This is a genomic window from Companilactobacillus sp. y65-5 (assembly GCF_057541095.1).
The window spans coordinates 149,957-173,702 of sequence record NZ_BAAJOA010000006.1 but is presented as its reverse complement, the minus strand read 5'-3'; the positions used below and the strand labels follow the sequence as shown (position 1 = coordinate 173,702).

The 23,746-nt window shown below is 40.1% G+C and carries 21 protein-coding genes; 14 read left to right on the top strand and 7 right to left on the bottom strand.

The window, feature by feature from the left end; translation table 11 throughout:
- Positions 1–252 precede the first annotated feature (252 nt).
- From AC27FM_RS10995 to AC27FM_RS10985, 3 genes are all read left to right on the top strand, one after another.
- Entirely contained in the window at positions 253–1,137 is an 885-nt protein-coding gene (locus AC27FM_RS10995) for a serine hydrolase (protein WP_487088256.1), read from the top strand.
- 211 nt (positions 1,138–1,348) lie between these two features.
- Positions 1,349–1,636 carry a hypothetical protein gene (locus AC27FM_RS10990; protein WP_487088254.1) on the top strand — a complete coding sequence of 96 codons (288 nt, stop codon included), beginning with the start codon at positions 1,349–1,351 and terminating at the stop codon, positions 1,634–1,636.
- A gap of 788 nt (positions 1,637–2,424) precedes the next feature.
- The gene (locus AC27FM_RS10985; protein WP_487088252.1) at positions 2,425–2,943 is read left to right on the top strand and encodes a hypothetical protein; all 519 of its coding nucleotides are present in this window, start codon (positions 2,425–2,427) and stop codon (positions 2,941–2,943) included.
- Between the two features lie 50 nt (positions 2,944–2,993).
- Here AC27FM_RS10985 and AC27FM_RS10980 read toward each other — a convergent pair whose 3' ends face one another.
- From AC27FM_RS10980 to AC27FM_RS10970, 3 genes are read right to left on the bottom strand one after another with little or no spacing between them, the layout of a single operon-like run.
- Positions 2,994–3,842, bottom strand: a complete 849-nt coding sequence (locus tag AC27FM_RS10980; RefSeq protein WP_487088251.1) for an acetoacetate decarboxylase family protein — start codon at positions 3,840–3,842, stop codon at positions 2,994–2,996.
- A gap of 12 nt (positions 3,843–3,854) precedes the next feature.
- Positions 3,855–4,715 (bottom strand): SDR family NAD(P)-dependent oxidoreductase, encoded by an 861-nt coding sequence (locus AC27FM_RS10975; protein WP_487088249.1) that lies wholly within the window; start codon positions 4,713–4,715, stop codon positions 3,855–3,857.
- Positions 4,716–4,730: 15 nt separating this feature from the next.
- The gene (locus AC27FM_RS10970; RefSeq protein ID WP_487088247.1) at positions 4,731–6,686 is read right to left on the bottom strand and encodes an oxidoreductase; all 1,956 of its coding nucleotides are present in this window, start codon (positions 6,684–6,686) and stop codon (positions 4,731–4,733) included.
- Positions 6,687–6,896: 210 nt separating this feature from the next.
- Between AC27FM_RS10970 and AC27FM_RS10965 the strand changes: the two genes are divergently transcribed.
- Positions 6,897–8,399 (top strand): PucR family transcriptional regulator, encoded by a 1,503-nt coding sequence (locus tag AC27FM_RS10965; RefSeq protein ID WP_487088245.1) that lies wholly within the window; start codon positions 6,897–6,899, stop codon positions 8,397–8,399.
- Between the two features lie 70 nt (positions 8,400–8,469).
- On the top strand, positions 8,470–9,321 hold the full coding sequence (locus tag AC27FM_RS10960; RefSeq protein ID WP_487088243.1) for a DUF3737 family protein: 852 nt from the start codon (positions 8,470–8,472) through the stop codon (positions 9,319–9,321).
- 21 nt (positions 9,322–9,342) lie between these two features.
- Here the strand turns inward: AC27FM_RS10960 and hemH are convergent, their stop codons facing one another.
- Positions 9,343–10,293 carry a ferrochelatase gene (gene hemH / locus AC27FM_RS10955; protein ID WP_487088241.1) on the bottom strand — a complete coding sequence of 317 codons (951 nt, stop codon included), beginning with the start codon at positions 10,291–10,293 and terminating at the stop codon, positions 9,343–9,345.
- Positions 10,294–10,384: 91 nt separating this feature from the next.
- Here hemH and AC27FM_RS10950 point away from each other — a divergent pair, with 91 nt between their 5' ends.
- The 4 genes from AC27FM_RS10950 (at position 10,385) to AC27FM_RS10935 (ending at position 12,781) form a co-directional block, all read left to right on the top strand.
- Positions 10,385–10,969 carry a TetR/AcrR family transcriptional regulator gene (locus AC27FM_RS10950; protein WP_487088239.1) on the top strand — a complete coding sequence of 195 codons (585 nt, stop codon included), beginning with the start codon at positions 10,385–10,387 and terminating at the stop codon, positions 10,967–10,969.
- A 61-nt stretch (positions 10,970–11,030) separates the two neighbouring features.
- Positions 11,031–11,840: an SDR family NAD(P)-dependent oxidoreductase gene (locus AC27FM_RS10945; RefSeq protein ID WP_487088237.1), complete on the top strand. Its 810-nt coding sequence runs from the start codon at positions 11,031–11,033 to the stop codon at positions 11,838–11,840.
- Position 11,841: 1 nt separating this feature from the next.
- Entirely contained in the window at positions 11,842–12,321 is a 480-nt protein-coding gene (locus AC27FM_RS10940) for a GNAT family N-acetyltransferase (protein ID WP_487088236.1), read from the top strand.
- A gap of 43 nt (positions 12,322–12,364) precedes the next feature.
- On the top strand, positions 12,365–12,781 hold the full coding sequence (locus AC27FM_RS10935) for a Fur family transcriptional regulator (RefSeq protein WP_487088234.1): 417 nt from the start codon (positions 12,365–12,367) through the stop codon (positions 12,779–12,781).
- A 38-nt stretch (positions 12,782–12,819) separates the two neighbouring features.
- Here the strand turns inward: AC27FM_RS10935 and AC27FM_RS10930 are convergent, their stop codons facing one another.
- The 3 genes from AC27FM_RS10930 to AC27FM_RS10920 all read right to left on the bottom strand — a co-directional run bounded on the left by AC27FM_RS10930 (position 12,820) and on the right by AC27FM_RS10920 (position 17,287).
- Complete coding sequence (locus tag AC27FM_RS10930) at positions 12,820–13,446, bottom strand: CBS domain-containing protein (protein ID WP_487088232.1); 627 nt, start codon at positions 13,444–13,446, stop codon at positions 12,820–12,822.
- Between the two features lie 62 nt (positions 13,447–13,508).
- On the bottom strand, positions 13,509–16,127 hold the full coding sequence (gene ppdK, locus AC27FM_RS10925) for a pyruvate, phosphate dikinase (RefSeq protein ID WP_487088230.1): 2,619 nt from the start codon (positions 16,125–16,127) through the stop codon (positions 13,509–13,511).
- Between the two features lie 245 nt (positions 16,128–16,372).
- Positions 16,373–17,287: a metal ABC transporter solute-binding protein, Zn/Mn family gene (locus AC27FM_RS10920; RefSeq protein WP_487088229.1), complete on the bottom strand. Its 915-nt coding sequence runs from the start codon at positions 17,285–17,287 to the stop codon at positions 16,373–16,375.
- A gap of 228 nt (positions 17,288–17,515) precedes the next feature.
- Between AC27FM_RS10920 and AC27FM_RS10915 the strand changes: the two genes are divergently transcribed.
- The 5 genes from AC27FM_RS10915 to AC27FM_RS10895 all read left to right on the top strand — a co-directional run bounded on the left by AC27FM_RS10915 (position 17,516) and on the right by AC27FM_RS10895 (position 23,729).
- Positions 17,516–18,709, top strand: a complete 1,194-nt coding sequence (locus AC27FM_RS10915; protein WP_487088227.1) for an acyltransferase — start codon at positions 17,516–17,518, stop codon at positions 18,707–18,709.
- Positions 18,666–20,186 (top strand): AMP-binding protein, encoded by a 1,521-nt coding sequence (locus AC27FM_RS10910; RefSeq protein WP_487088225.1) that lies wholly within the window; start codon positions 18,666–18,668, stop codon positions 20,184–20,186. Before AC27FM_RS10915 ends, AC27FM_RS10910 begins: the two co-directional genes overlap by 44 nt.
- A gap of 3 nt (positions 20,187–20,189) precedes the next feature.
- Positions 20,190–21,173 carry an aliphatic sulfonate ABC transporter substrate-binding protein gene (locus AC27FM_RS10905; RefSeq protein ID WP_487088223.1) on the top strand — a complete coding sequence of 328 codons (984 nt, stop codon included), beginning with the start codon at positions 20,190–20,192 and terminating at the stop codon, positions 21,171–21,173.
- A gap of 145 nt (positions 21,174–21,318) precedes the next feature.
- On the top strand, positions 21,319–23,415 hold the full coding sequence (locus AC27FM_RS10900) for a BglG family transcription antiterminator (RefSeq protein WP_487088221.1): 2,097 nt from the start codon (positions 21,319–21,321) through the stop codon (positions 23,413–23,415).
- Between the two features lie 14 nt (positions 23,416–23,429).
- Positions 23,430–23,729 (top strand): PTS sugar transporter subunit IIB, encoded by a 300-nt coding sequence (locus AC27FM_RS10895; RefSeq protein ID WP_487088219.1) that lies wholly within the window; start codon positions 23,430–23,432, stop codon positions 23,727–23,729.
- The last annotated feature ends 17 nt before the right edge of the window (positions 23,730–23,746 follow it).

Sequence of the window (23,746 nt, the reverse complement as noted above, 5' to 3'; positions counted from 1 at the left end):
AGTTAAGCTTCTTCACGCCGAAAGTAGTTGGTGGGAAACTACCCGCGAGGATAGGAAGCTGCCACGCAATTCTAAAAGGAAGGACATTGTCCTTCCTTTTTTTGTGCTCTTTTTCTTTTAAGATCTGTCTCAAGTTTGGCTATTTCAATAAATAAACGTAACAATAAATTCACAGAAAAGCTAAAATATTAAAAAGATTATATCATCTGAGAAATGCGGGTTTCTTGGATGATCTTCTGGAGAAGGATATTCATGAGGAAAAGAAAAAAATCCAAAAATAGGTTTATTAGAGTTGCTACTTTAATAACCTTGATAGTAGTCGCAGTTGTCGTTGGTATCAAAGTTAATGCAGGAACGAACGACATTACTGAAAAAGCGGTTCAAGCGGCTCAATCCAACGATTCGAGCAATAGCAGTTCCTCTAATGCTACTAAAAAGAAGTTGATAGCTAAATGGCGAAAAATTTTATCTCAAACTGATAGTTCGGTCAAAATTGCAGTTTATGATAAGAACGCCAAGCAAACTTACACATTAACTAACAACGGTTCGGGCACTTACAATACTGCCAGCATTGTAAAGGTTGCGATCCTAGCACAGATATTGCATAACGCCCAAGAAAATGGCACTACTTTGAGTGAAACAGATAAAGAATATGCGGTTAAAATGATTGAAAATAGTGACAATACTGCCGCGACCTATTTGTTCCAAAATGTTTTAGGTGGGGCCGACGGGTTGAATGAACTATTCACTAACTTGAATATGAAGGATTCCAGCGCCAACAGTGCCTGGGGTATGACGACTACTACTGCCAATGACCAGTTGAAATTATTGAATAATATTTTTTATTCGTCCGATTATTTATCAACCACTTCACAAAATTACATCAAGACGCTGATGGCTAATACGGCCAGTGATCAGAGCTGGGGCGTGTCTGCTGGTAGCAGTGAATCGCAATTGAAGAACGGCTGGTTGAGTCTGGACGGTAGCTGGATCATTAATAGCATTGGGCACGTTGGAAGTGACAACAGTGGTTATACTATTGCAGTGATGACCTATGGCAACAGTGACCAAGCTAGTGGTGAAGCACTAGTGGAACAGTTGGCTAAAGCTACGAGTTCGATATTGAATGAAAATTAAGTATAAGTAGGAAGCCTAGGACAAATTGTTCTAGGTATTTTTTTGTTAGTTTACGTAAATAAAACTGATAAAAGAGAGGTCCAATGGATTAGGGGTTTAAAAATATAAAGTTTATTGTTTATCGTATTGTTTACGATTCGAAATTATACTTTTTACTGATATTATTAAAGAAGTTATAAATAAAAGCACCAAAAAATATGAGGTGATGAAGATGGAAACTGTTATCAAAAACTTAGATTGTAGAGTTGATTATGTAGATATTAATGAACAAAAATATTATATAGTTGACGTTAATGACATAGATCAAACTAATACAGTCATTCGATTCAAGTTAAGTCCAAAAACTAAATTACTTTCTATTTCTCAATATGAGGCGGGTAATATACGTCGGCAACAGATTGGGCAGGCTGAAATTTGTTTATCACGTTATGATACAAAACGTGATCCTGAAATTGCAGAAGCGGATCAAAAATTCAGAATGATCATTCCAGCGAATTAGTGGGTGTAAGACATTGAATACTGTTGATAGCGTACAATCCAAAATTAGCAATGATATTTTTTTCGATTTGTACAGATACCCTGTATTGATAGAATCTCTTAGGCAATCAACTGATGGAGATAATCTTAGAAGGGTTAATAGATTGCGAACAAGTAGTTTAGTGCTCTCAGAATGTATTAGGCTAATGATAAAGCTACTATTCTTCATGTTAGTTTTATTATCCAGTTCGATAATTTTAATCATTTTATATTTCCTGATTATAGTTATCGCACTTCATAAAAGCCTCATGTTTTTGCCATTCATAGGAAATATACTAATAATTGCTGGGATTCTTACACTGGTAGTTTTACTTATTACAGGTTTCGTGTGGCTTTTTGTTCGACACGAGATAAGTTATATTATAAAAGCATTGGAGATCCATATAGACTATGCGGAACCTTATATCACTAGTTATGACTATGAGTTAGATAGTACGTATCAATTAGATGATGGGAGCTTCATTGACTGTGTTAAAAAGATACCTATGCTAGTTATTAGATTAAGAAATATTGAATATGAAAAACATTTTGAGGGTAAAGGGGTCATTTCTAGGTTGGAATGGAATAATAAAATAAATCAATTATACGTTGATATTATTTCAGTACATGAATCTGACTAATTATGGATCAACCAATGGCTAACAAAATAAATTTTGTTCTAATTTTATATATCAAGTTAATATAACAACTGATTACTTAACCGTGGTATGATTGGAACATTAATTATACGTAAGCTAAGAGGTGAGAGAATTGCGTCAAGAACGATATCACAGGCGATCACGGAGTAGAAAAAAGAAAACGATTTGGGCAGTGATAATTACTATTTTATTATTGTTAGTGCTAGGGGTAGTCTTTTTCTTCCCAATCAACAATACTGTCAGAAACATCAGTGGTGGTAATGACACGCCATCGGACAAGGTGGTCAAAAGTGAACTCATCAAAAAAGTAGATTCTACCAAGAATGGCGATCCTAGTCATGACAAGAAGGTGGACAAGGCGATGAAGGCCTTGAGGAAAACAAAAATGGCGGATATTATCCAATCGGCAAGTGATAGGAATAAGGCCGCCAAAATACTGAGCCAAAATTCATCATTGTCTGAATCACAAGCCAATACAGTCGCTAAAAAAATTTTCTCCGACAGTAAATATGACAACTTACGTCAAGCGGTAGGTAATGGTAACTGGTATTCTGTCTACCAACAATATAAGACGCTCTCAAATGACGGCTCACTGACGGATCTTAAAAATAGTATCGATACCAGTAAATAGACAAAAAAGTGGATCTGAAACTAACGTTTCAGGTCCACTTTTGCGTTCATTTAAACGATAAAGGTATTAGCTTTGGGATTCATCATACTTCTGTCATAACGTCCTGTCAGTAAGTAAGGCATGGTTTCTTTTGCGTCAACATCTGCTAATTTCAAAGTATTGTGCATTACAGATGTATCAACGTGATACCAAGCTGCACCCAATGGCTTGAGCACTTCTAACTCGCCGAAGGGATCATCACTAGTTGAGTTCAACTTGATACTCAACTTACCTGGCTCGAAGCTATCAGTCACGGTCGTACTTTCTGTTGCGACTAATTTGACGTTTGAGAAAGCATTGCTACCATCTTCAACTTGATCCATGTCCCAAGTATAGAAGAAACTAGCAGTCTCGGCTTGAGAATTGAGCACTGATTGTGCGTCGAAGACTTGATGTCCCAACTTCTCGTCATTGTATTCGCCTTTTTCCCACTCTAATTCCATCAAGGTAGTTCCATGACGAACGACTTTGGCAGTAGCGGAATTGTCATTTCTTCTGATCTCCATGTGGTCGGCTAATTTCTTAGGAATGCCGGCACCTTCACGTCCAGCGATTACGGCCTCTTCAGCCCCTGGTCCGTGAAGCATTAGATTGAACGGATAAGCACCGATCATCTTGTCGTTATAATTGGCGAGGACATAGAGGACGGCCTCCATGTACGTGCCGCCAAAACTTGGTTTACCCATTTGAACGGTATATCCACATACTACTGGAGCAACCAATTTAAGAGGTTTTGGCAATAATTTCTTCAAAACCTTCTCTGGTGCAGCATATGCGAACATCAATCCTTCTTGATCGTCCATTCGTGGTAATGTTAAGAAATTCTTTACGTCATCATCTGATACTAAGAAGCTTGCCATATTTTTGACCTCCTACATTAATCCATCCATAACGTGTACGTCTGGTTTATCTCCGTTAACGATTCTCTTTACACGATCACCGATCATAGTATTGAATACGGGATGCGTTAGAATATAGAACTCGTCATCTTCGAGAGCTTGGAAGACGGTCAAAGCGATCGAATCGATCGGCATACCATTCTTGATAACGAATTCAGCGACTTTTTGTCCACCTTTGAAAGCGTCGCTACTGTAATATGGATCGGTGGTATCGGTATATTGTGCTGGTCTGTGTTGTTCAGTATGATACAAGTCAGTTTGTACGAATCCTGGGCACATGACGTGCATTTCAATATCAGCGTTCATTCGTTGCAAGTCATAAGCCGTTGCTTCAGTCATCCCGACACTAGCGAATTTACTTGCGTGATATGCAGGCATTCCCGGTGTATCGATCAAACCGGCGATTGAGGACACGTTCAAGATGGCACAGTGGGTCTTTTGTTCCAACATAATAGGGATGATACGTTGCATTGAGTAGACTTGGCTCATCAAGTTAACGTGCATGATCCATTCCCAATCACGGCTTGGTAACTCCCATACTCGACCGGGTAGAGCGATACCAGCATCATTGATCAATAAGTCGATCTGCTTGAATCTCTTCATCGTCTGCTTGACGGCTTTGTCAACATCGTCTTCTTTGGTTACGTCTGCTGGGATCATTTCTACTTGAGCGCCCATATCGGCGACTTCCTTGTAAACGCGTTTGAGTGCAGGCTCATCGATATCTATCAGAGCTAGTTTCATTCCACGGCGAGCGCCTTCTTTGGCTATCTCTGTACCAAATCCGTGTGCGGCACCTGTCAGAAACATTACTTTATCTTTGAAATCCTTCATTTTTACTTCTCCTTCCTAGCACATTTCAGGTTCGAAAACATAAGCTTTGGTATAACCATCTTTCATTGCATCGGCGATCTGACCACTAGAACTAGCGTCACCGATCAACTTGGCAGTATCAAATACAGTCGTGAATGGCTCAGTATCAGTTGTGTCAGGTGTAACTCCTAGCGCAAGAACTACAGTGTCAGCTGGAATTCCTGTCAAACCGTGATCGATACTGTCCATAACCTTGATACCAGTTTCACCGGCACCGACCATTTGCTTGTTGACTAAGATAGTTGGGTCAAGTTTCTTGAGACGTGTCATTTCGTCCATCAAGAGTGTAGGGTTCATACCCGGTCCCACAGCTTTTTGCTTTTCAACGATAGTAACTGCATGTCCTTCTTCGAGTAATTTTTCAGATGTTTCTAGACCCGTCATACCTGAGCCGACTACGACTACATTGCCAGTTACTTTGGCCTTACCTGCAAGATAATCTTCAGCTGTAACGACATTTTTACCATCCATACCCGGAAGCATAGGGATGATTGGTTTAGCGCCTGAGGCTAAGAATACACCGACTGGATCGAGTGCTTGGATAGTAGCTACGGTAGCTTCTTGGTTCAGGTGTAGTTCGATATTTTCTCTCTTATTGACTTGATTGATCAGATGGTCTCTGAACAATTCGATCTTGTCTTTTAGTGGAGGAACGATAGCAAGGTTGAGTGTGCCACCGAGATGTTCGTGCTTGTCAAAGAGGGCTACTTTGAAGCCACGGTCAGCTAATGTCTTGGCAGCTTCCATACCACCGGGTCCACCACCAATGACGGCAACTGTTTGACCATTGCCATTCTTAGGTAGTGCAGAGAATTCTCTCTCACGTCCGGCTCGTGGATTGACGGCACAGATCGCATGTTTGCCCTCACTCAAAGCTTGGAAGCAGAGGAGACAACCGATACAAGTAGTGATTTGATCGGATTGTCCAGTGCGTGCTTTGTATGCCCAAGCGGGATCTGCAAGACTTGCACGAGCGATACCGATGAAGTCGGAGGCATCTTCTTCAAGTAGTTGCTCAGCGAATTCTGGTGTCTTGATATTATCAACTGCGATCACAGGCACACTGACGTTTTGTTTGATCGTTGTCGAAAGATTCTTCTTCCATCCTTGTGGATATGAGCCGGGTTCGATGATAGTTGGAGCACTCTCGTAGATACCACTGGAGACGTTGATAGCATCGGCACCATAACTCTCAAGTGTCTTAGCAATCTTAACGGTATCGTCGATCTTCAGACCACCATCAACGAATTCATCAGCAGAGATACGAACACTGACAGGATAGTCTTGTCCGCACATGAACTTGATACCAGAAATAATTTCTTGTACGATTCTCAGACGGTTGTGGAAGCTACCACCATAACGGTCAGTTCTGTGATTTGAATATGGCGAAATAAATTGATTCAGTAGGTAGCCGTGTGCGCAGTGTAACTCGACACCATCGATTCCACCTGCTTTGGCGATGACAGCTCCTTTGATGAATTTTTTGACCATAGCTGTAACTTCATCAGTTGTCATTGCCCGTGGAACTTGTTTGACAAATTTATCCGCGATAGCTGAGGCGGAGATCATTTGCTTGCCACCGATCAGACTCTCGTTAGTCTCACGACCGGGATGATGTAATTGCACAAAAATTTTGCAATCATATTTGTGAACTGTATCAGCTAGTCTTTGTAGTTGAGGGATGACCTTAGGGTCAGTAACTGCAAGTTGTTTGTAGGTTCCAACGCCAGTTTCATCGTCAACACGTGTGATCTCAGTTATGATCAGACCAACACCTCCACGTGCACGTTCTTCATAGTGGCGGATAATATCGTCACTTGCTTCACCATTTAATTCAGCTAATGATACGCCCATGGCTGGAAAAACAATCCGGTTCTTTAATGCTAGTTTTCCAATATGACCATTTGTGAACATTTTCTTAAATTGGGTCATTTAAAGTGCCTCCTTATCGTAGAAACGTTTTCATTACCGTCTTTACAATAAACTAGAGCGTTGCTAGTATAAAGATACTTGGTGAATACAATTAAATTGGTTTAACTGTGCATTGTGCATAAGTGTCTTGATATAACAACGTTTTAGCTGTACTCTTTATTTAGAAAAATTAATTGGTAAATCTGAATGGTTCAAGAAAGCGTGATAAAAATGCAGTTTAGTGAATTTATTAACGATCTATCCCAATATTTTGTAATCGGTCATATCAACGTTGCTGGCGAAACTGATATCAAGCGGATTCAGATTAAGCCAAAACAGATTCAGCAAAAAAATTCGGACATCATGTACATCGGAAAGGATCAGGCAGATGGGCCTTTAGAATTGATGAGTTTTGCGGATGAAGATTCCAAAAATTCGGCGGTAGTCCTCTGTCCTTGCCAAGTCAATCAAACTGACAATGTTCTGAGTAATGAACCACTGATCCAAGTTTTTAATCAAGCTAATACGATTTTAGAACAAGTCCAAAATCAAAATATCGCAATCACTAATTTGGCGATGAATGCGGTGACTGATGATCCACAGACTAGCATCAATCGTGCTGCCGAGATGTTGGGTAATACCCTGATGGTGATCGACCCTCGGTATCAAGTACTGATGTCATCGGACGTGTATGGTTTTCCTGATCCTTTGTGGAGCGATATCATCAAACAGGGCTATTGTAGTTATGACTTCATTCGATCAGTCAAAGAGATCGTTCGTACGAAGTCACACTACAATCAAGTCGTTTATGATGTGCCTTGTTCAGAATCACCATTTCATCGACAAGTGACTAACCTGTATAGTAAGAATGAACTGATAGGATTCTTAGTGATGTTTGATGACCAGTCGTCATTTAACGACAAGTCCAAGGGATTACTACCTAAGGTCGGTAAGGTACTAGTCAGTCAGATCATCAAGAACCATCTCAGCGCGCCCACTGAATCCAATCGAGACCGGTTGTTGAATGTCTTATTGACGGAGCAACAGTCGATCAATGTTGAGAATATGTTTGCTAGTCAACAAGTCCCACTGCCAGAGGAGATGGTCTTACTGTCCTGCGAACCGCTATCAAAACAGTCATTGTCGGGCATTCAGCAACAGCTAAAACACGGTCTAGGTGCGCACTTCCCACAGATGCTATCGACGATTTATCAGCATCACTGTCTGGCACTTCTCTCACTCTCACTGAGTGACTACAACAGTGCTAAGTTTAAAAAATTACTGTCAGAAGTAGCCCAGCGTGCTCATTGCAATATTTTTGTATCGAATTTTTATACCAAACCGACAGATACTAAGGCAGCTTATACTGTCTGTCAACGAACGCTCAAATTTGGCCGTAAAAATTCAGCCGTGGTATTTTGTGAAGATCAGTATTTTGAACTGATGTTAGCCAAGATCCACCACGATGCCATGTTGCCATTCTTCATCAATCCGGCATTACAGTCGCTGGAGCGATATGATGATGCGAATGACACGGAACTGATGGCCACGGTCTTGAGTTACTTGCAGGAGGATGGCAATTTGTCCCAGACCGCAAGTGTCTTGTTCATCCATCGCAATACATTACACAACCGCTTGGAACGAATAGAGGATTTAACAGGATTAGATTTGAAAGATGCCAATACTAGATTCAAGCTATACTGCAGTTTTCGCTTGAAGGAATATATTAGTTGAAATACTTCTTGCATTAAAGTTCACTTCAAGGTGTTAAATAATACATGTAATAACATGGAGGAGTATATAAATGACGGATTACAAAAATAAATTGTTTACTGGAGAGCGTTCATTATTCGGTGAACGTGACGCAGTGATCTCTAATACAACCTTCGGCGAAGGTGAGTCACCTCTTAAAGAATCTAAAAATATTGCGATCGATAATACTATTTTTAAATGGAAATACCCGCTTTGGTACAGCAAGCAAGTCACCGTCGACAATTCGATCTTTGAAACCATGTCACGTTCTGGCATCTGGTATACCGATGACATCAAGATAACTAACAGTGCACTACAAGCACCCAAGCTCTTTCGTCGTTGCAAAAATATTGAATTGAACAACGTTCATTTTTCTGATGCAGAAGAGACGATTTGGAGTTGCCAAGATATCAGCTTGAATCAGGTTCAGGCTAACGGTGATTATTTTGGGATGAATAGTCAAAATATCCGTGTAGACGATTCTAGTTTTATCGGAAATTATATTTTTGACGGTGCTAAAAATATTGAAGTTCATAATTCTACTTTTGTTTCCAAAGATGCTTTTTGGAACTGTGAGAATGTGACCATCTATGATTCGACCATCAACGGAGAGTATTTAGGTTGGAATACGAAGAACCTGACGCTGATCAATTGTCTGATCGAGAGTGATCAGGGATTGTGCTACATCGACCATTTGGTGATGAAAGACTGTCGATTATTAGAGACTGACTTGGCCTTTGAATATTGTTCGGACATTGATGCTGAAATAACTTCAGATATTATCAGCGTCAAGAATCCTATCAGTGGTCAGATCAAAGCTGAATCGATCGGTGAGATAATTTTTGACGATGATGAGATCGATCCTGATAAGACGAAAATCATTACTGAGATAAATGTAAATTAAGCATAAAAAAAGTTGAGAAAATTAATTCTCAACTTTTTTATTGTCATATTTAACGGCCAGTTCAGCGATAAAAGCGCTGAAATCTACGTCGTCATTCATTGGTGGAACTAGTTGGTATTTATCACCGCCACTTTCTTTGAAAGTATTACGATTTCTAATGCCATCTTCTTCCAGTGTCTCTAAACAGTCGGCAACAAATGACGGTGTAACTATCAAGACGTTCTTCTTACCAGCTGCAGCTAACTTAGGTAAGGTCTGATGGAGATAAGGTTGTAGCCAAGGCATAGGACCGAATCTGGATTGAAAGACGGTCATGATCTTATCTTCAGGGATGTTCAACTTGGCAGCAGTAGCAGCAGTCGTTGTCAGACATTCAGCTTGGTAAGGGTCACCGTGCTTGACCATGGCTTGTGGAATGCCGTGATAACTGAAGATTAGTTGATCGTAATCATCTTGGTCCCATTCTTCTTGAATCTTTCGCGCCAAAATATTGATGTATTCTGGCTCATTGAAGAATTTTTTGATGATAGTGATCGGCACGTTGGCAGATTTCGCCTTAGCGATTATCGTATCATGTGTACTCTTGGTATATTGAGGGAACAAGGGGAGGACAATCGTATTTTCACAGCCACTAGCGTACATCTGGTGCAGCGTCTCAACGATATCAGGTTCACCATAAGTCATGGCAGTTTCAACGATCCAGTCAGGCAGTAGGCGTCTGACTTCATGTAGTATTTTATTAGTATAATAAATTTCAGGAGAGCCTGTATCTTCCCAGATTTGTTGGTACATTTCAGCGGAAGACTTAGAGCGGAATGGCAAGATCATGCCGTGTAAGATCGGGTACCACAGCGCCTTAGGCATCTCGACGACATTTTGGTCGCCTAGGAATTCACGTAAAAATGGTTTGACAGCCTCCGGTGTGGGTGCAGTAGGAGAACCGAGATTAACTAGTAATAGTCCCTTCGTCATAGATTCGATCCTTTCTATAATTATTATTAAGGCTATCATAGCATATTTTTTTTAGAAATTTATTGACATTAAAAGAACGAGCGTTTAGTATATGGCTATGCGAAAAATAGATGAAACAAAGAGAAAATTAGTAGTCCAAGCAGTTTTTGAGGTGACCTGTGAAGAGGGGATAACTAACCTTTCGATCGGTAAGATCGCCAAGAGAGCCGGGGTCAGTAAGGCGACCATCTATGTCTACTTTGAGAATAAGATGGATATGTTGGGCAAGATCTACCTGGAAGTTAAGACTATGACTGATGAAGGTTTGACCGCTAAATTGGACCAGACTAAGCCGTACGATGAACTAGTTAGAAGTGTCTTGGAACATTTTGCTAAGAAGTTTATTGCACATCCACTAGAGGCCAATTTTATTAGAGCGGTACAATCCAATAGTAATCTAGTCGATCCTAAGGTCCTGATAGCTTCCGAACAGATAGCTAAACCTGTGACTGATCTATACGAGGATGGTGTTAGTAATGGCCGCTGGGTCACTAACGATCCGGTTATCTTGTTTGCGATTCTATTGTCGCCATTGATCCAAGTAATTGAATATTATTTTAAAAAGGGCCAATCAGTTCCTGACGCGGAATTAACGGAGCTGTTGGATCTTTTAGTCAAAAATAGTCTAGTCGATTAGATTCGACTTTTTATTTAATTAATAACTGAACGATTGTTCTTAAAAGAAAGAAGACATGATTATGAATAAAGTTGCGATTATTACAGGAATATCATCAGGGATGGGCCATGCGGCAGCTCTGTATTTTAATGAACACGGTTTTGAAGTGTACGGTGGTGCCCGTCGAGTTGAGATGTTAGAAGACCTCAAGGAAGTCGGCATCCATACGCAAAGATTAGACGTTACTGACAAGCTATCATTGCGTGAATTAGTGGATAGAACAGTTAAAGAACAAGGTCGGATCGACGTCTTAGTTAATAACGCTGGTTATGGTGAATTTGGACCGATTGAAGAGATTCCAACTGAAAATGCCAAGAAACAATTCGACGTCAACCTATTTGGGGTAGATATGCTGACGAAGCTAGTCCTACCTGTTATGCGACGTCAAGGAAGTGGGCGGATCGTGAATATTTCATCGATCGGTGGCGATATTTATACACCACTCGGTGGTTGGTATCATGCTACTAAAGCTGGCTTAGATATGTGGAGTGACGTCTTAGACTTGGAAGTAAAACCATTCGGGATTCGTTCAGTCGTCGTTCAACCCGGTGGCACCCAGTCAGAATGGAGCACAGTAGCGATCGACAATGCACGCAAGAACTTATCTGAGAACTCTCCATACGAATCACTAGTCAATAAATTGGGTGATTTATTGAGTGGTCAAGAAATCAGTGCCACTTCAGAAGATCTAGCCAAAGTATTTTATAAAGCTGCGACTGATGTTAAGCCTAAACGTCGATACTTCAATTCATTTACTGACCATGCTATCGTTGCCATCGGTAGGACGATGCCGGGACTGTATCAAAAGGTCGTCACTAGGATGATCAAGTAAAATGATCAGAGAAGCCAACCTAGAAGATGTTACAGCGCTCGCAAAGGTTAATTTGGTCAGTTGGCAAGAGACTTACGAGGGGCTCGTAGATAGCGATTTTTTGGATACTATGGATCTGAGTGAATTGATTGTAAAATGGAAAAATCACCTTAATGATCCAAACAATAAGATTTTTGTGGATACAGAGTCAGGTCTAGTCGTCGGCTATATACGCTTAGAGATCAAACATGAACAAGCCTCTTTAGGCGCCATTTATTTGTTAGAAGCGTATCAACATCGTGGGATAGGTAAGGCCTTATTGATGCTAGGATTGGAATATTTCCAGAGATTAGGTCATAAAAAAGTCTTAGTTGAAGTTCTATCTGCCAATCCTACTAAAAAATTTTATCAGCTATTTGGAGCAGAACTGTATCGTGTCGGGACTATCAAAGTCGGTACTCAGGAACTATCTGAATCAGTCTATGCATGGAACTTTCAGTAATATGTTACACTAGTCGAAGAATAAAAAGCATAGGTGAGGGTCTTTGGAAGAAGCAATCAAGATTTTAAGAGATAACCACTATAAGGTAACTAAGCAACGTATGGACTTGATCGAGTTTTTGAGTAACTATACTCATAAGTACGTGCAGATCAGTGATGTAGATGAGTATATGAAGTCGATCTATCCTGGCATCAGCAATAATACCGTCTACCGCAATCTGAAGGAATTTTCGGATATCGGGCTGGTCGAGTATCAAGAAAAAAATAAAACGATGATCAAGTTTCAGTGTGATTTCGATCAGATGCATCATCATCATTTCATTTGTTCCAACTGTGGCAAAGTAATTGAATTGAAAGCTTGTCCATTGAGCTTTTTTACCGATCAATTGCCCGGCTGTGAAGTCGAATCACATGCCATCGAGATCTATGGACTCTGTCCAGAATGTGCCGCAAAAAAATAGAGTGTAGCCAAGCACGCGACAACGTGTCTGGCTACACTCTATTCTGTATATTTCAAACCGACTTCAATAAAGTACTGGAAGATGCGGTTTTTAGTGATTTTACCGACGACCTTAGTAGGGTCGTCTTTTTTTGTGACTGGAAATGAATCGACTTGATGTTTATAGAGCAATTTTCCGACTTCGATTATCGACATGTCGGCATCGACTGTGATCAGATTGGGCATACGAGTCATGACCATGCTGGCGATCATTGAGTCCGTATCGGCATTATTGACGGTAACAGCTAATAAATCTTTTCGTGAAATCAGTCCTAATAGATTGTCATCATTGTCTGTCACATATAATGACCCGACATCATTGATGAATAGTTTGTTGACACACTCTGGCAAAGTAGTGTTGGGCTGTACGAAGATTGGCTTGATCAGGATATGGGCGATTGATTCTCCATACAATTCCTCAAAATCGAGGCTGGATTTTGGCAATTGTGAGAATTCATATCCTACTTTAGGACGTGATTTTAATATTTCAGTTGCTGTTAATAAACGTAAGTCCCCACGGATCGTAGGCACACTTAGTTGTAGTTTGTCGGCAATCTGTTCACTAGTCATAGGACTTTGTTTGCGAGTCATATCGATAATTTTTTTTTGGCGTTCAGTTAAGTACATGATATCTCCCTAAATATATGTTGTTATATTAATTATAATATCACGTAGTATTTTTTGAAAGCTTATTTGTTAGATAATGCGGCTTGAGCGGCAGCAATTCTAGCAACAGGGACTCTGAATGGTGAACATGAAACGTATGAAATACCGATCTTCTCGAAGAATTGGATCGATGCAGGATCACCGCCGACTTCACCACAAACACCGATTGGCAACTTGTCATTGGTACTACGTCCACGATCTACTGCCATACGCATCAATTCACCGACACCTTCAGTATCGACAGTTTGGAACGGATCATTTGGTAAGATTCCTTGAGCAATGTATTCAGGCATGAATGAACCAACGTCATCACGTGAATAACCGAATGTTAATTGAGTCAAATCGTTAGTACCAAAGCTGAAGAAGTCTGAAACTTCAGCGATCTTATTAGCAGTGACACAGGCACGAGGCATTTCCATCATCGTACCGATCTTGTATTCGAGTTTAGTATCGTTAGCAGCTAGTTTTTCTTGGATAGTTTGTTCAACGACATCTCTAACCCACTTCATTTCTGATTTTGAGTTTGTCAATGGAATCATGATGTGAGGTTTGATGTCATATCCCTCTTCGTTCAAGCGAATAGCTGCATTAACGATGGCATTCACTTGCATTTGGTAAATATCAGGATAAGTAACGGCTAATCTGTCACCACGATGTCCTAACATAGGATTCAATTCTTTAAGTGAATCGATTCTAGACTTCAAAGCATCAACCGTCGTGCCGATTTCTTCAGCAACGATCTTAATTTCTTTTTCATCGTGTGGTAAGAATTCGTGTAATGGTGGATCTAGTAATCTAACTGTGACTGATTTTCCAGCTGACAACTTGTAGATTTCGTAGAAGTCGTTTTGTTGTAGAGCAAGGATCTTAGCTAGTGGGTCCTTACGACCTTCAGCGTCCTTAGCGAGGATCAAGCGACGCATTTGTAGTAGACGTTCTGGCTTGAAGAACATATGCTCTGTTCTGGTTAGACCGATTCCGTCAGCGTCGAATTCAAGCGCACGCTCGAAGTCGGTTGGTGTGTCGGCGTTCGTGTATACACCCATGTGACTGATTTCTTTAGCCCATTCTAGTAGTGTTGACAAGTCATCATTGATACTTGCGTCACTGGTTTCTAGTTGACCGAGGTAGAGGTTACCGTGTGTTCCGTCAACTGAGATCCAGTCACCTTCGTTGATAACTGTATCCTCAACAGTCGCCGTCTTCTTAGCGTAGTTAACTTGCAAGGCGTGAGCACCAACGACACCAGTTGAACCCATCCCACGAGCAACAACGGCAGCGTGAGAAGTCATTCCACCACGTGAAGTAACGATAGCTTCACTGACAACCATACCTTCGATATCTTCAGGAGAAGTATCTTGTCTCAGTAGAACTACTTTTTGATGTTTTTCATCGTGAGCGTCCTTAGCAGTTGCGGCTGTGAAGTAGACTTGACCACTGGCAGCACCGGGTGATGCTGGTAGTCCTGTAGCTAGGACTTGTTGTCTCTCAAGTGCTTTGTGGGCAAATTCTGAATGAAGCATGGCAGAGATTGATTCAGGTTTGATACGTTTGATAGCTGTCTCTTTGTCGATCAAGCCTTCCTGAACTAAGTCTACGGCAACTTTGACTGCAGCAGCAGGAGTACGTTTACCAGCACGAGCTTGTAATAAGTAGAGCGTTCCGTGTTCGATCGTGAATTCAAGATCTTGCATGTCACGGTAATGAGTTTCTAGTTTTTCAGCGATTTTAGCGAATTGGTCATAGATCTCAGGCATTGATTCACGCAAAGTTTCGATTGATTCAGGAGTACGAACACCTGATACCACGTCTTCACCTTGAGCATTCAATAAGTATTCACCGAAGAGGGCTTTGTCACCGTTGGCAGGGTTTCTAGTGAAGGCCACACCAGTACCTGAATCTTCACCAGAGTTACCGAAGACCATAGTTTGAACGTTTACGGCTGTACCGAGAGTTTCAGGGATGTTGTTTTGGCGACGATAGACACGAGCACGATTGTTGTCCCATGATGAGAAGACTGATTCGACTGCGGCTAATAATTGGTCTTTAGGATTTTGAGGGAAGAGTTTGTTAGATTCGTTTTGGTAAATTTCTTTAAACTCAGTAACAATATTCTTCAAGTCATCAGCTGTTAATTCGAGATCGGATTGATAGTTGTTGGCTTTTTTTGTTTCAGTCAAAACATTATCGAAGATATCTTCGTCGATGCCGTAAACAACGTTACCGAACATACCTAGGAGACGACGATAACTGTCGTAAGCGAAACGCTCGTTGTTAGTGATCTTGGCTAGGGCAACTACTGAACGATCATTCAAACCGATATTCAAGATCGTATCCATCATACCAGGCATTGAGATGGCAGCACCGGAACGAACTGAGATCAATAGTGGATCAGCTTCATCATCGAATTTTTTACCAGTGATTTCGCTCAATCTGTCCAAAGCGTTGTCGATTTCTAACATCAAGCTCTCACTCAACACGTGACTGCTTTGTTGATAAGCGTGACAAGCTTCAGTTGTGATCGTGAATCCTTGGGGAACAGGAAGGTTTAATCTAGTCATTTCGGCTAGGTTAGCTCCCTTACCACCTAATAGATCACGCATGTCTTTGTTACCTTCAGAAAAGAAATAAATTTGTCTCATTATATATAACTCCTTAATAATTAATATGACGTTTTAATTAATAATTAGAATATATATGACGAGTTTAATAAATGCAAGCGTTTTCTTGATTTTTACCTATACCAATTAAAAAAAGCCCAGAGAGGATTCCTAGGCTTACAGGGGTTTAGAGTGGGTCAATATGGTCTAATAATTTTTTTGAATACGTTATCAAAAACTGATAAATACCCACAGTAATGAACTAGACCAATGCTGATTTGGAGCGTTTATTGACGATTTTTTTCTAATATCTTATTTAGCTTTTTGTATTGTGACAGCATCCACTCTTTGTAAGTTTTGTGGGCTGGTAGAGTCTCGGTCACTTTAAGGATAGGGATGTCGTTCTCGTTTGCTAGAGCGATCATGTTATCGACCGTCTTGCTGTCAGCTTGCGCATTATAAACCAAAAACGATATCTGCTGGTTAATGATACCTTGGCGCATGTCCTTAACGACTGATGGTGCGGGGTCAGTTCCATTTTCGACAGCTTTTTCGAACGCTTTGTTTCCTATTGTGAAGCCCATTGCTTTAATAGCATAGTCAAAAACTGGTTCGCTGACATATACTTTCTTATTCTCAGTTGAAGTAGCTTTTTTAGTCAGCTCAGTCAATTCATCTTGCACAGGTTGTAGTGACTTGATGTATTTGTCCGCGTTGGCTTGGAAATATTTTTTGTCAGTCGGCTGTTGCTTGCCTAATTCCTTTGCAAGTTGTTTTGCTAAGGCAGGCATAGTCTGTGGATCATACCAAATATGCGGATTGTCGCCAGTCTTCTTATTAAGTACATTTTCACCAACTTTGATGAAAACACCTTGATCTTTTTTGCCTAACTTATTCATCCACGAGTCGTATCCCAAGCCATTAGCGATAGTGACATCGGCGTTATTGACATCTTGGGCAATGGCGGTCGTAGGTTCGTAATCGTGTGGATCAACTCCGGGTTTATTGATGATCGACTCGACTGAACCTTTGTCACCGACGACAGCTTTGGCGACTTCCCCATAGAAGTCCGTGGTCGTAACGATCTTTAACTTATCGTCGGTAGATGTGGAACTAGGATTATTACTACATCCGGCTAGGAATACTCCTAGTAGTAAGATGCTGATACTCAAAACAATGTTTCTGGTTTTTTTAAAACTCATGAATCCCTCTCCCTTAAATAGTAAACATTACTATTTAAGAATAAACGAATGCTATTTAAATGTAAATAGTAATATTTACTATTTACCAAAAAGAGAAAATAAATAAATTATAAGAAATTCATATTTTAACCTTAGTGAATCATCAAGACCCTAGTCTAATAGGGATGCTATAACTTATATATGCTTTATGAAACATTGTGAAGACAAAAAAGATACAGAGGTGAGCTCTTGGCCGAGAAGAAAAAGAGACGATATTTACACGAAGTCGACTTGATGCGAGTTATTTTCATCGGTGGTGTATTACTCAATCACACGACGACGGCATTCAAATCAAGTATGTCAGACAGCTCTTTCAGCAAGTTATTTTTAGAAGCGACACACTTGTCACTTCACTTTACACGAATGGGTTTTATGTTCATGACAGGCTTGGTGCTAGTCCTTAACTATTACAATCGTGACAATCACTGGTTGAGTTTTTGGAAGAAACGTTACACCAGCGTAGGTATTCCGTATTTAAGTTGGAATGCTATCATCATGCTATTTGCGACGGTTTTCGCTGGTAGCACGATAATCTGGAGTGATTACTGGAACCATCTATTGGACGCTTGGTTACATGGCAATGAATATTACATGTATTACATCGTCGTAACCTTCCAACTTTACTTGATCTTTCCACTTATTATTAAAATGTTTAAAAAATTCGACAAGCACCATCTAACTATCTTAGGTATCAGTGCAGCTTTACAACTGCTGATAACGATCGCTATCAAGTACTGGTTACCGGGAGTCGACCGTAGCGGTTGGCCATACTTACTCAGTGCTTACGGATTAAATGTTTTTACCTATCAATTTTACTTTATTGCAGGAGCCTTCGTGGCAATTCACTACGATGCGGTGGATGCGTTTATTGAGAAGTTCCACAAGTTGATCGGCTGGATAACAGCCGTCTTGGCTCTAGGAACGGTCGGATTGTTTTACTTCGACCAAAGAGTGCTTCAACTAAGCATGGGTGGAACCTTATCGATTCATCAACCATTTATTTTTATCTACGATGCAGTCATGATCGCCTTCGTCTTCTGGATCGGTCGTCAATACGCACATGCCAGAGACAATGATCTACCAGTTTGGATCGATCGCATCATCAATAATCTATCAAAAGTTTCATTCGGATTATATCTAGTTCAAAGTTTACCGATCTTAACACTGTACGGAATCCTGTCATTGTTCTCGATTCCATCTTGGCTCATGTTACTCATGTTGCCACTCGGATACGCCTTCGTCTTAGGAAGTGCCTTCCTGATCTCATGGTTCTGCTACAAAGTACCACCATTTGGAATCTTGATTGGTAGACCACAAAAATTTAAAAGGAGCACGTTAAATGTCAAAAATAACTCAACAATTAAACCAGCAGTTGAAAAATAATAGTCAGGAAGAAGTCATTAAGGATGAAAGCCGCGATCTGTGGTTTACCGGCACTGAAATCAAGAATGACGTCAATATGATCAAAAATGATTTGATCGACTTACGAGTAGGCCACGGAGATGTGGTACTAGTTTGCTTAGAAAATAACGGCGTCTATCCGACTATCGTGCAGGCTGTTTGGGAAGTCGGAGCGGTCGTGCACCCGATCTCAGACACAACTCCAGCTACGGAGTTAAAACAAGAATTGGATGAACATCAGTATGCCGCGGCTATCGTCAAGGAAGAATTGGTAGAGGCAGTAATGGAACAACGTTCTGTCACCATAATTGACGAAGTGAACCTACACACTTCACAACGTTTGTCGATCATCCGCGACCAAAATATCATTGGTCATGTCGATCAAGATCCGATGGAAGAGGACCTAGCCTTGATCATGAATACATCTGGTACTACGGGCAAGCCTAAAGGTGTAGGTATCACGCATGAGCTGTTACACAATGCTGTTTTACATGATATCGAAAGCCACAAGATGACGAACGCAGATACGACGATGATCATCATGCCGATGTTTCATATCAATGCTCAGGCGATTTCGTTATTGTCGACTCGCTTGTCTGGAGGCAAGGTAGTGATCGCAAAAAAATTCAGTGCGTCGAAATTCTGGCAACAGATCCGTGAGAATCACGTGACTTGGGTGTCAGTCGTCCCAACGATCATCAACATCTTATTGATAAATGAAAAAGCTAATCAAGAATACAGTGCAGATATCCGCTTACGTTTCGTGCGCTGTTCATCGTTTGCTTTGCCACTCGATAAATTGACTGCATTCCAGAATCGCTTCCATACTATCATCTTGGAAGGTTATGGGATGACCGAGACCGCTAGTCAGTGCACGATCAATCCCTTTGATGCACCCAAGGTTGGTTCGGCTGGTAAACCATTTAAGACTGAATTGGCAATTTTAGTTGGAGATGAGTTCAGCCATGAGGCCCGCCAAATCGGTGAAATCGCAGTCCGTGGTGACCATGTGATCAAAGATTATATGGATCCACATCCAGATTCCTTCAAAGAAGATTGGTTCTTAACTGGTGACTTAGGTTACTTGGACGAAGACGGCTATTTATTTGTAAAAGGTCGCAAAAAAGACATCATCAGTCGAGGTGGTGAAAAAGTAGCACCGGCACATGTGGAGAATGCCTTGAGTCAACTCGACTGTGTTAAGGAAGTTACCGTTATCGGTACACCTGATGAAATGTATGGTGAAGCCGTGACCGCCGTAGTCATTGGACAGGATGTCCAAAGTCAAACCATTGCACGGGAAAATATTTTGAATCACGCCAAAGAAACCTTGGCAGTATTCGAACGACCGACCAAAGTTATTTTTGTGAATGACTATCCTAGGAATCCTACTGGAAAAGTTATTAGAGCAAAGTTGCGCAACCAAATATTAGAAGAGGCCGTAGGTAAAGGTGCTTAATAGATGAAAAAGAATAAAAGACGTTTAAAAAAGATCCTGATCAGTGTCGTATTAGTTTTCTGGGCATGTATCGCCTTTTATGGATTCAAACAAACTGATGCTGGAGCCAGTACCTCAGGTTTGACGACCGTTACGGTGGGATATCAAAAAGGTGATCCCTTCGATATCGCAAAGCAACGTGGTGAGTTCGCTAAAAAGATGAAAGCCAAAGGCTATAAAGTAGTCTGGAAAGAATTTTCAGACGGTAGCTCACTGATGCAGGCGCTGAATTCAGGTTCAGTCGACTATGCCAGAACAGGTGATACACCGCCAGTATCCGCCCAAGCCGCTGGCACTAAGCTGACCTATGTCGCGGCCGGATATTCCAAGTCCAAAGGTTCGGCGATATTAGTTAATAAGAGCTCAAGTATCTCCTCCGTCGCTGATTTGAAAGGTAAAAAAGTAGCCTATACTAAAGGAACCAGCTCACAGTATATGTTGCTAAAAGCTTTGAAAAAAGCCGGATTGAGTGCTGATGACGTTACTTGGGTCAATATGGATCAATCATCTGCCAGTGTAGCCTTCTCCAAAGGTAAAGTTGATGCGTGGGCAACGTGGGATCCGTATACCTCACAAGCTGAGATCAACCAAAATGCCAAAGTTCTAGTTACAGGTGAAGGAATCACTAATAATCGTGATTATGTCCTCTCAACAACTAGCTTCGCTAAGAACAATAAGACTATTACTAAGTATATGATCGAATATCTTCAAGATGATATGACTTGGGCCAATAACAATCATAGTGAGTTGATAACTATGATGAGTAAGTCACTCGGAGTTTCTAAGTCCGTAGTCAAGAAGATGGTTGAACGTCGAACATACGGTATCGCAGCTATGAGTAGTAAGTATGTAAAGGAACAACAAGAAATTGCTGACCTGTTCTATTCAGAAGGATTTATTGAGAAGAAAATTGATGTCAGTGACGATGTCGATTTGAGTAGTGAATAGTTTAATGGTTTTTTAGTCGACCTTATGGGTCGGCTTTTTTTGTTTATCAGAAGTTAGGTGGAGAATTTTTCCATTAGCGATTGAAAAAAGATGAACTTTAATCTCTGCAAGCGATTACATAGAATTGTAATTGAGGTAAGGGAAGATGACCAAAAGAACAGATAGGATAATTCATATATTACTTTCTAAGCCTAATGGGATGAAAATTCACGAATTAGGTGAAATGTTAAATGTTTCAGATAGAACCATTAGAAACGAATTGAAAACTATTAATTCTATTTTCAATAAAAGTGGTCTTTCAGATATCTATCAAAACCGAGGATTCATACGTTTGGATCATACCGAAAAAGAACTGATTCAGATCGAAGATCTTCGCATATTAGGAGATGATGCCGATTATTACTCACCAAATGAACGATTCATCATATTATTATTTGATATTTTGACAAGAAGTAAACCAATTTTTGTATATCAAGAACAAGAGAAACTGAAAATCAGTAAAAGTACCATTGATGAAGATATGCGTGTATTGAGAAGTTTTTTGGAAAGATATTCTTTGAAAGCCGTTAGTAGTGCTAAAGGAGGAGTTCAGATTCAAGGCTCTGAGCGATCAATCAGGATGATGATTGCTGACGCCATTACCCAGAATACCGATCTCTCCAGATTCATAAGTAACGATAAGACATATAGCAATATTATTTCAAAAAGTATCGAAAAACTCATTTCTACTCAATTACTTAATGCAGTTAAACAAATTTATTCTGACAATATCCAAAAAATCGGATCCACGGGGAATGTCGCCAATGACTATCAATTGATCCTTCATTCTTGTATATGGATTCAAAGGATATTAGGTAATGAAAGAATAATCGCAGAAAGTCATGACGAATGGAATCCAAAAAACAAAAAAACCATAAATTATATCAAGGAATTATCATCTGACTTCAAACTGGAAAATATAGATGACACAGAAATCAGATATATCTATTTTGTTTTAAACAGTTTCAATTCTAATTTTAATAATACAAATAGTGAATGGATAGAGACACAGATTCTTACGATGCAGCTAGTTACTTATATGGAAGAGCAACTTTCGCTGCCACTCTCCACACAGGAGGATCTATATGAAGGTCTGTATAATCACTTGACCGGCTTGATCTATCGACTCCATGAAAGGATTCAATCATACAATCCTTTAAAACAAATCATTAAAACCAATTATCCGGATATATATAAGAACATTTATAAGTTCATGACTAATTACTTTGATAAGGAAGAATTAACGGTTTCAGATGATGAGATCTGTTACATAACGGTATACTTCGGCACTGCTGAAATGCAGATCGAACGAGATCAAGAATACAAGTATCGCGTCGCAGTGGTCTGTAATTATGGCTTAGCAACAGGTCATTTGTTGGCAGCAAACTTAGAAAAGAATTTCAATATTGAAGTATTAGCCGTGTTGAGTGTTGCGGATATCGGAGTTTTGTCAAAATTATCGATTGATTTAGTCGTTAAAACTATCCAGATTGACACAGGAAATATTCCTAGTATCAAATTACCACCGATTCCACAAGAAAGTGATTATTTACAAATCAGCAACTTTTTGAAGGGGCATAAAGCTTCAAAAAAATCACCGATGATAAACGCTAATAAATTGTTTGATGATGTGCTCAATTGTATTAGCGAAACATACAGTGGGATTACTAATGAATTCATAAAGAAACTATCGATTGAATTTAGAAATAATAATTTATTCATAAATAAAAAGGAGGTGCAACCAATGCTAGAAGATTTATTAACAGATGACCGTATTCAAATACAGAAGAAGGTCGACAACTGGAAAGAAGCAATTCAATTGGCTGCTCAGCCGTTAGTTAATGATGATGTAATAAGTGATCATTATGTGCACGCGATGTTAGAAGCAGTTATTAAATTTGGACCATATATAGTTATAGGACCTGGATTAGCACTTGCTCATGCCAGACCAGAAGAAGGAGCTAATCAACTCGGCGTTAGTGTACTAACGTTATCAACCCCAGTTAATTTTGGAAATAAGGACAACGATCCTGTTTCGCTAGTATTTTGTTTATCAGCTGTCAATAATTATTCGCATCTGAATATTATGAAGGCAATCGTACAACTAGTGTCGGATCCGGGGAAAATCGAGGAACTGTCTCAGATCAAAGATTTGAATACGTTTAAAGAAGCTCTGTTTGTAAAGAAAACACAGAATAATTAGAGGGAGAGATTAAAATGGCAAAAAAACTAAAGATTTATTTCATTTGTGGCGCAGGTTTAGGTAGTAGTTTGGCATGTCAGATGACAGCTGAGGATGTATTGAACCAACATAACTTGGATGAAACACTAGAGCATGAAGCTATCTCGTCCACACCTGGATTGAGAGCAGATATCATTGTTTCCGCTGAGAATTTTAAACCACAGTTTGAGAAGTTTGATCTAGATCCAGCTATCAGATTTGTATTTTTGCACAATATTGTTGATACAAAAGAAATAGAGGAGAAGTTAATTCCAGTAATAGAGGAATTATCGTAATTAATCAAAGGGGTGAT

Coding starts and splice junctions, on each gene's coding strand:
- AC27FM_RS10995 (WP_487088256.1), top strand. CDS start 253: ATGAGGAAAAGAAAAAAATCCAAAAATAGGTTTATTAGAGTTGCTACT.
- AC27FM_RS10965 (WP_487088245.1), top strand. CDS start 6,897: ATGCAGTTTAGTGAATTTATTAACGATCTATCCCAATATTTTGTAATC.
- AC27FM_RS10970 (WP_487088247.1), bottom strand. CDS start 6,686: ATGACCCAATTTAAGAAAATGTTCACAAATGGTCATATTGGAAAACTA.
- AC27FM_RS10950 (WP_487088239.1), top strand. CDS start 10,385: ATGGCTATGCGAAAAATAGATGAAACAAAGAGAAAATTAGTAGTCCAA.
- AC27FM_RS10905 (WP_487088223.1), top strand. CDS start 20,190: ATGAAAAAGAATAAAAGACGTTTAAAAAAGATCCTGATCAGTGTCGTA.
- AC27FM_RS10930 (WP_487088232.1), bottom strand. CDS start 13,446: ATGTACTTAACTGAACGCCAAAAAAAAATTATCGATATGACTCGCAAA.
- AC27FM_RS10920 (WP_487088229.1), bottom strand. CDS start 17,287: ATGAGTTTTAAAAAAACCAGAAACATTGTTTTGAGTATCAGCATCTTA.
- AC27FM_RS10940 (WP_487088236.1), top strand. CDS start 11,842: ATGATCAGAGAAGCCAACCTAGAAGATGTTACAGCGCTCGCAAAGGTT.
- AC27FM_RS10980 (WP_487088251.1), bottom strand. CDS start 3,842: ATGGCAAGCTTCTTAGTATCAGATGATGACGTAAAGAATTTCTTAACA.
- AC27FM_RS10900 (WP_487088221.1), top strand. CDS start 21,319: ATGACCAAAAGAACAGATAGGATAATTCATATATTACTTTCTAAGCCT.
- AC27FM_RS10895 (WP_487088219.1), top strand. CDS start 23,430: ATGGCAAAAAAACTAAAGATTTATTTCATTTGTGGCGCAGGTTTAGGT.
- AC27FM_RS10960 (WP_487088243.1), top strand. CDS start 8,470: ATGACGGATTACAAAAATAAATTGTTTACTGGAGAGCGTTCATTATTC.
- AC27FM_RS10975 (WP_487088249.1), bottom strand. CDS start 4,715: ATGAAGGATTTCAAAGATAAAGTAATGTTTCTGACAGGTGCCGCACAC.
- hemH (WP_487088241.1), bottom strand. CDS start 10,293: ATGACGAAGGGACTATTACTAGTTAATCTCGGTTCTCCTACTGCACCC.
- ppdK (WP_487088230.1), bottom strand. CDS start 16,127: ATGAGACAAATTTATTTCTTTTCTGAAGGTAACAAAGACATGCGTGAT.
- AC27FM_RS10945 (WP_487088237.1), top strand. CDS start 11,031: ATGAATAAAGTTGCGATTATTACAGGAATATCATCAGGGATGGGCCAT.
- AC27FM_RS10990 (WP_487088254.1), top strand. CDS start 1,349: ATGGAAACTGTTATCAAAAACTTAGATTGTAGAGTTGATTATGTAGAT.
- AC27FM_RS10910 (WP_487088225.1), top strand. CDS start 18,666: ATGTCAAAAATAACTCAACAATTAAACCAGCAGTTGAAAAATAATAGT.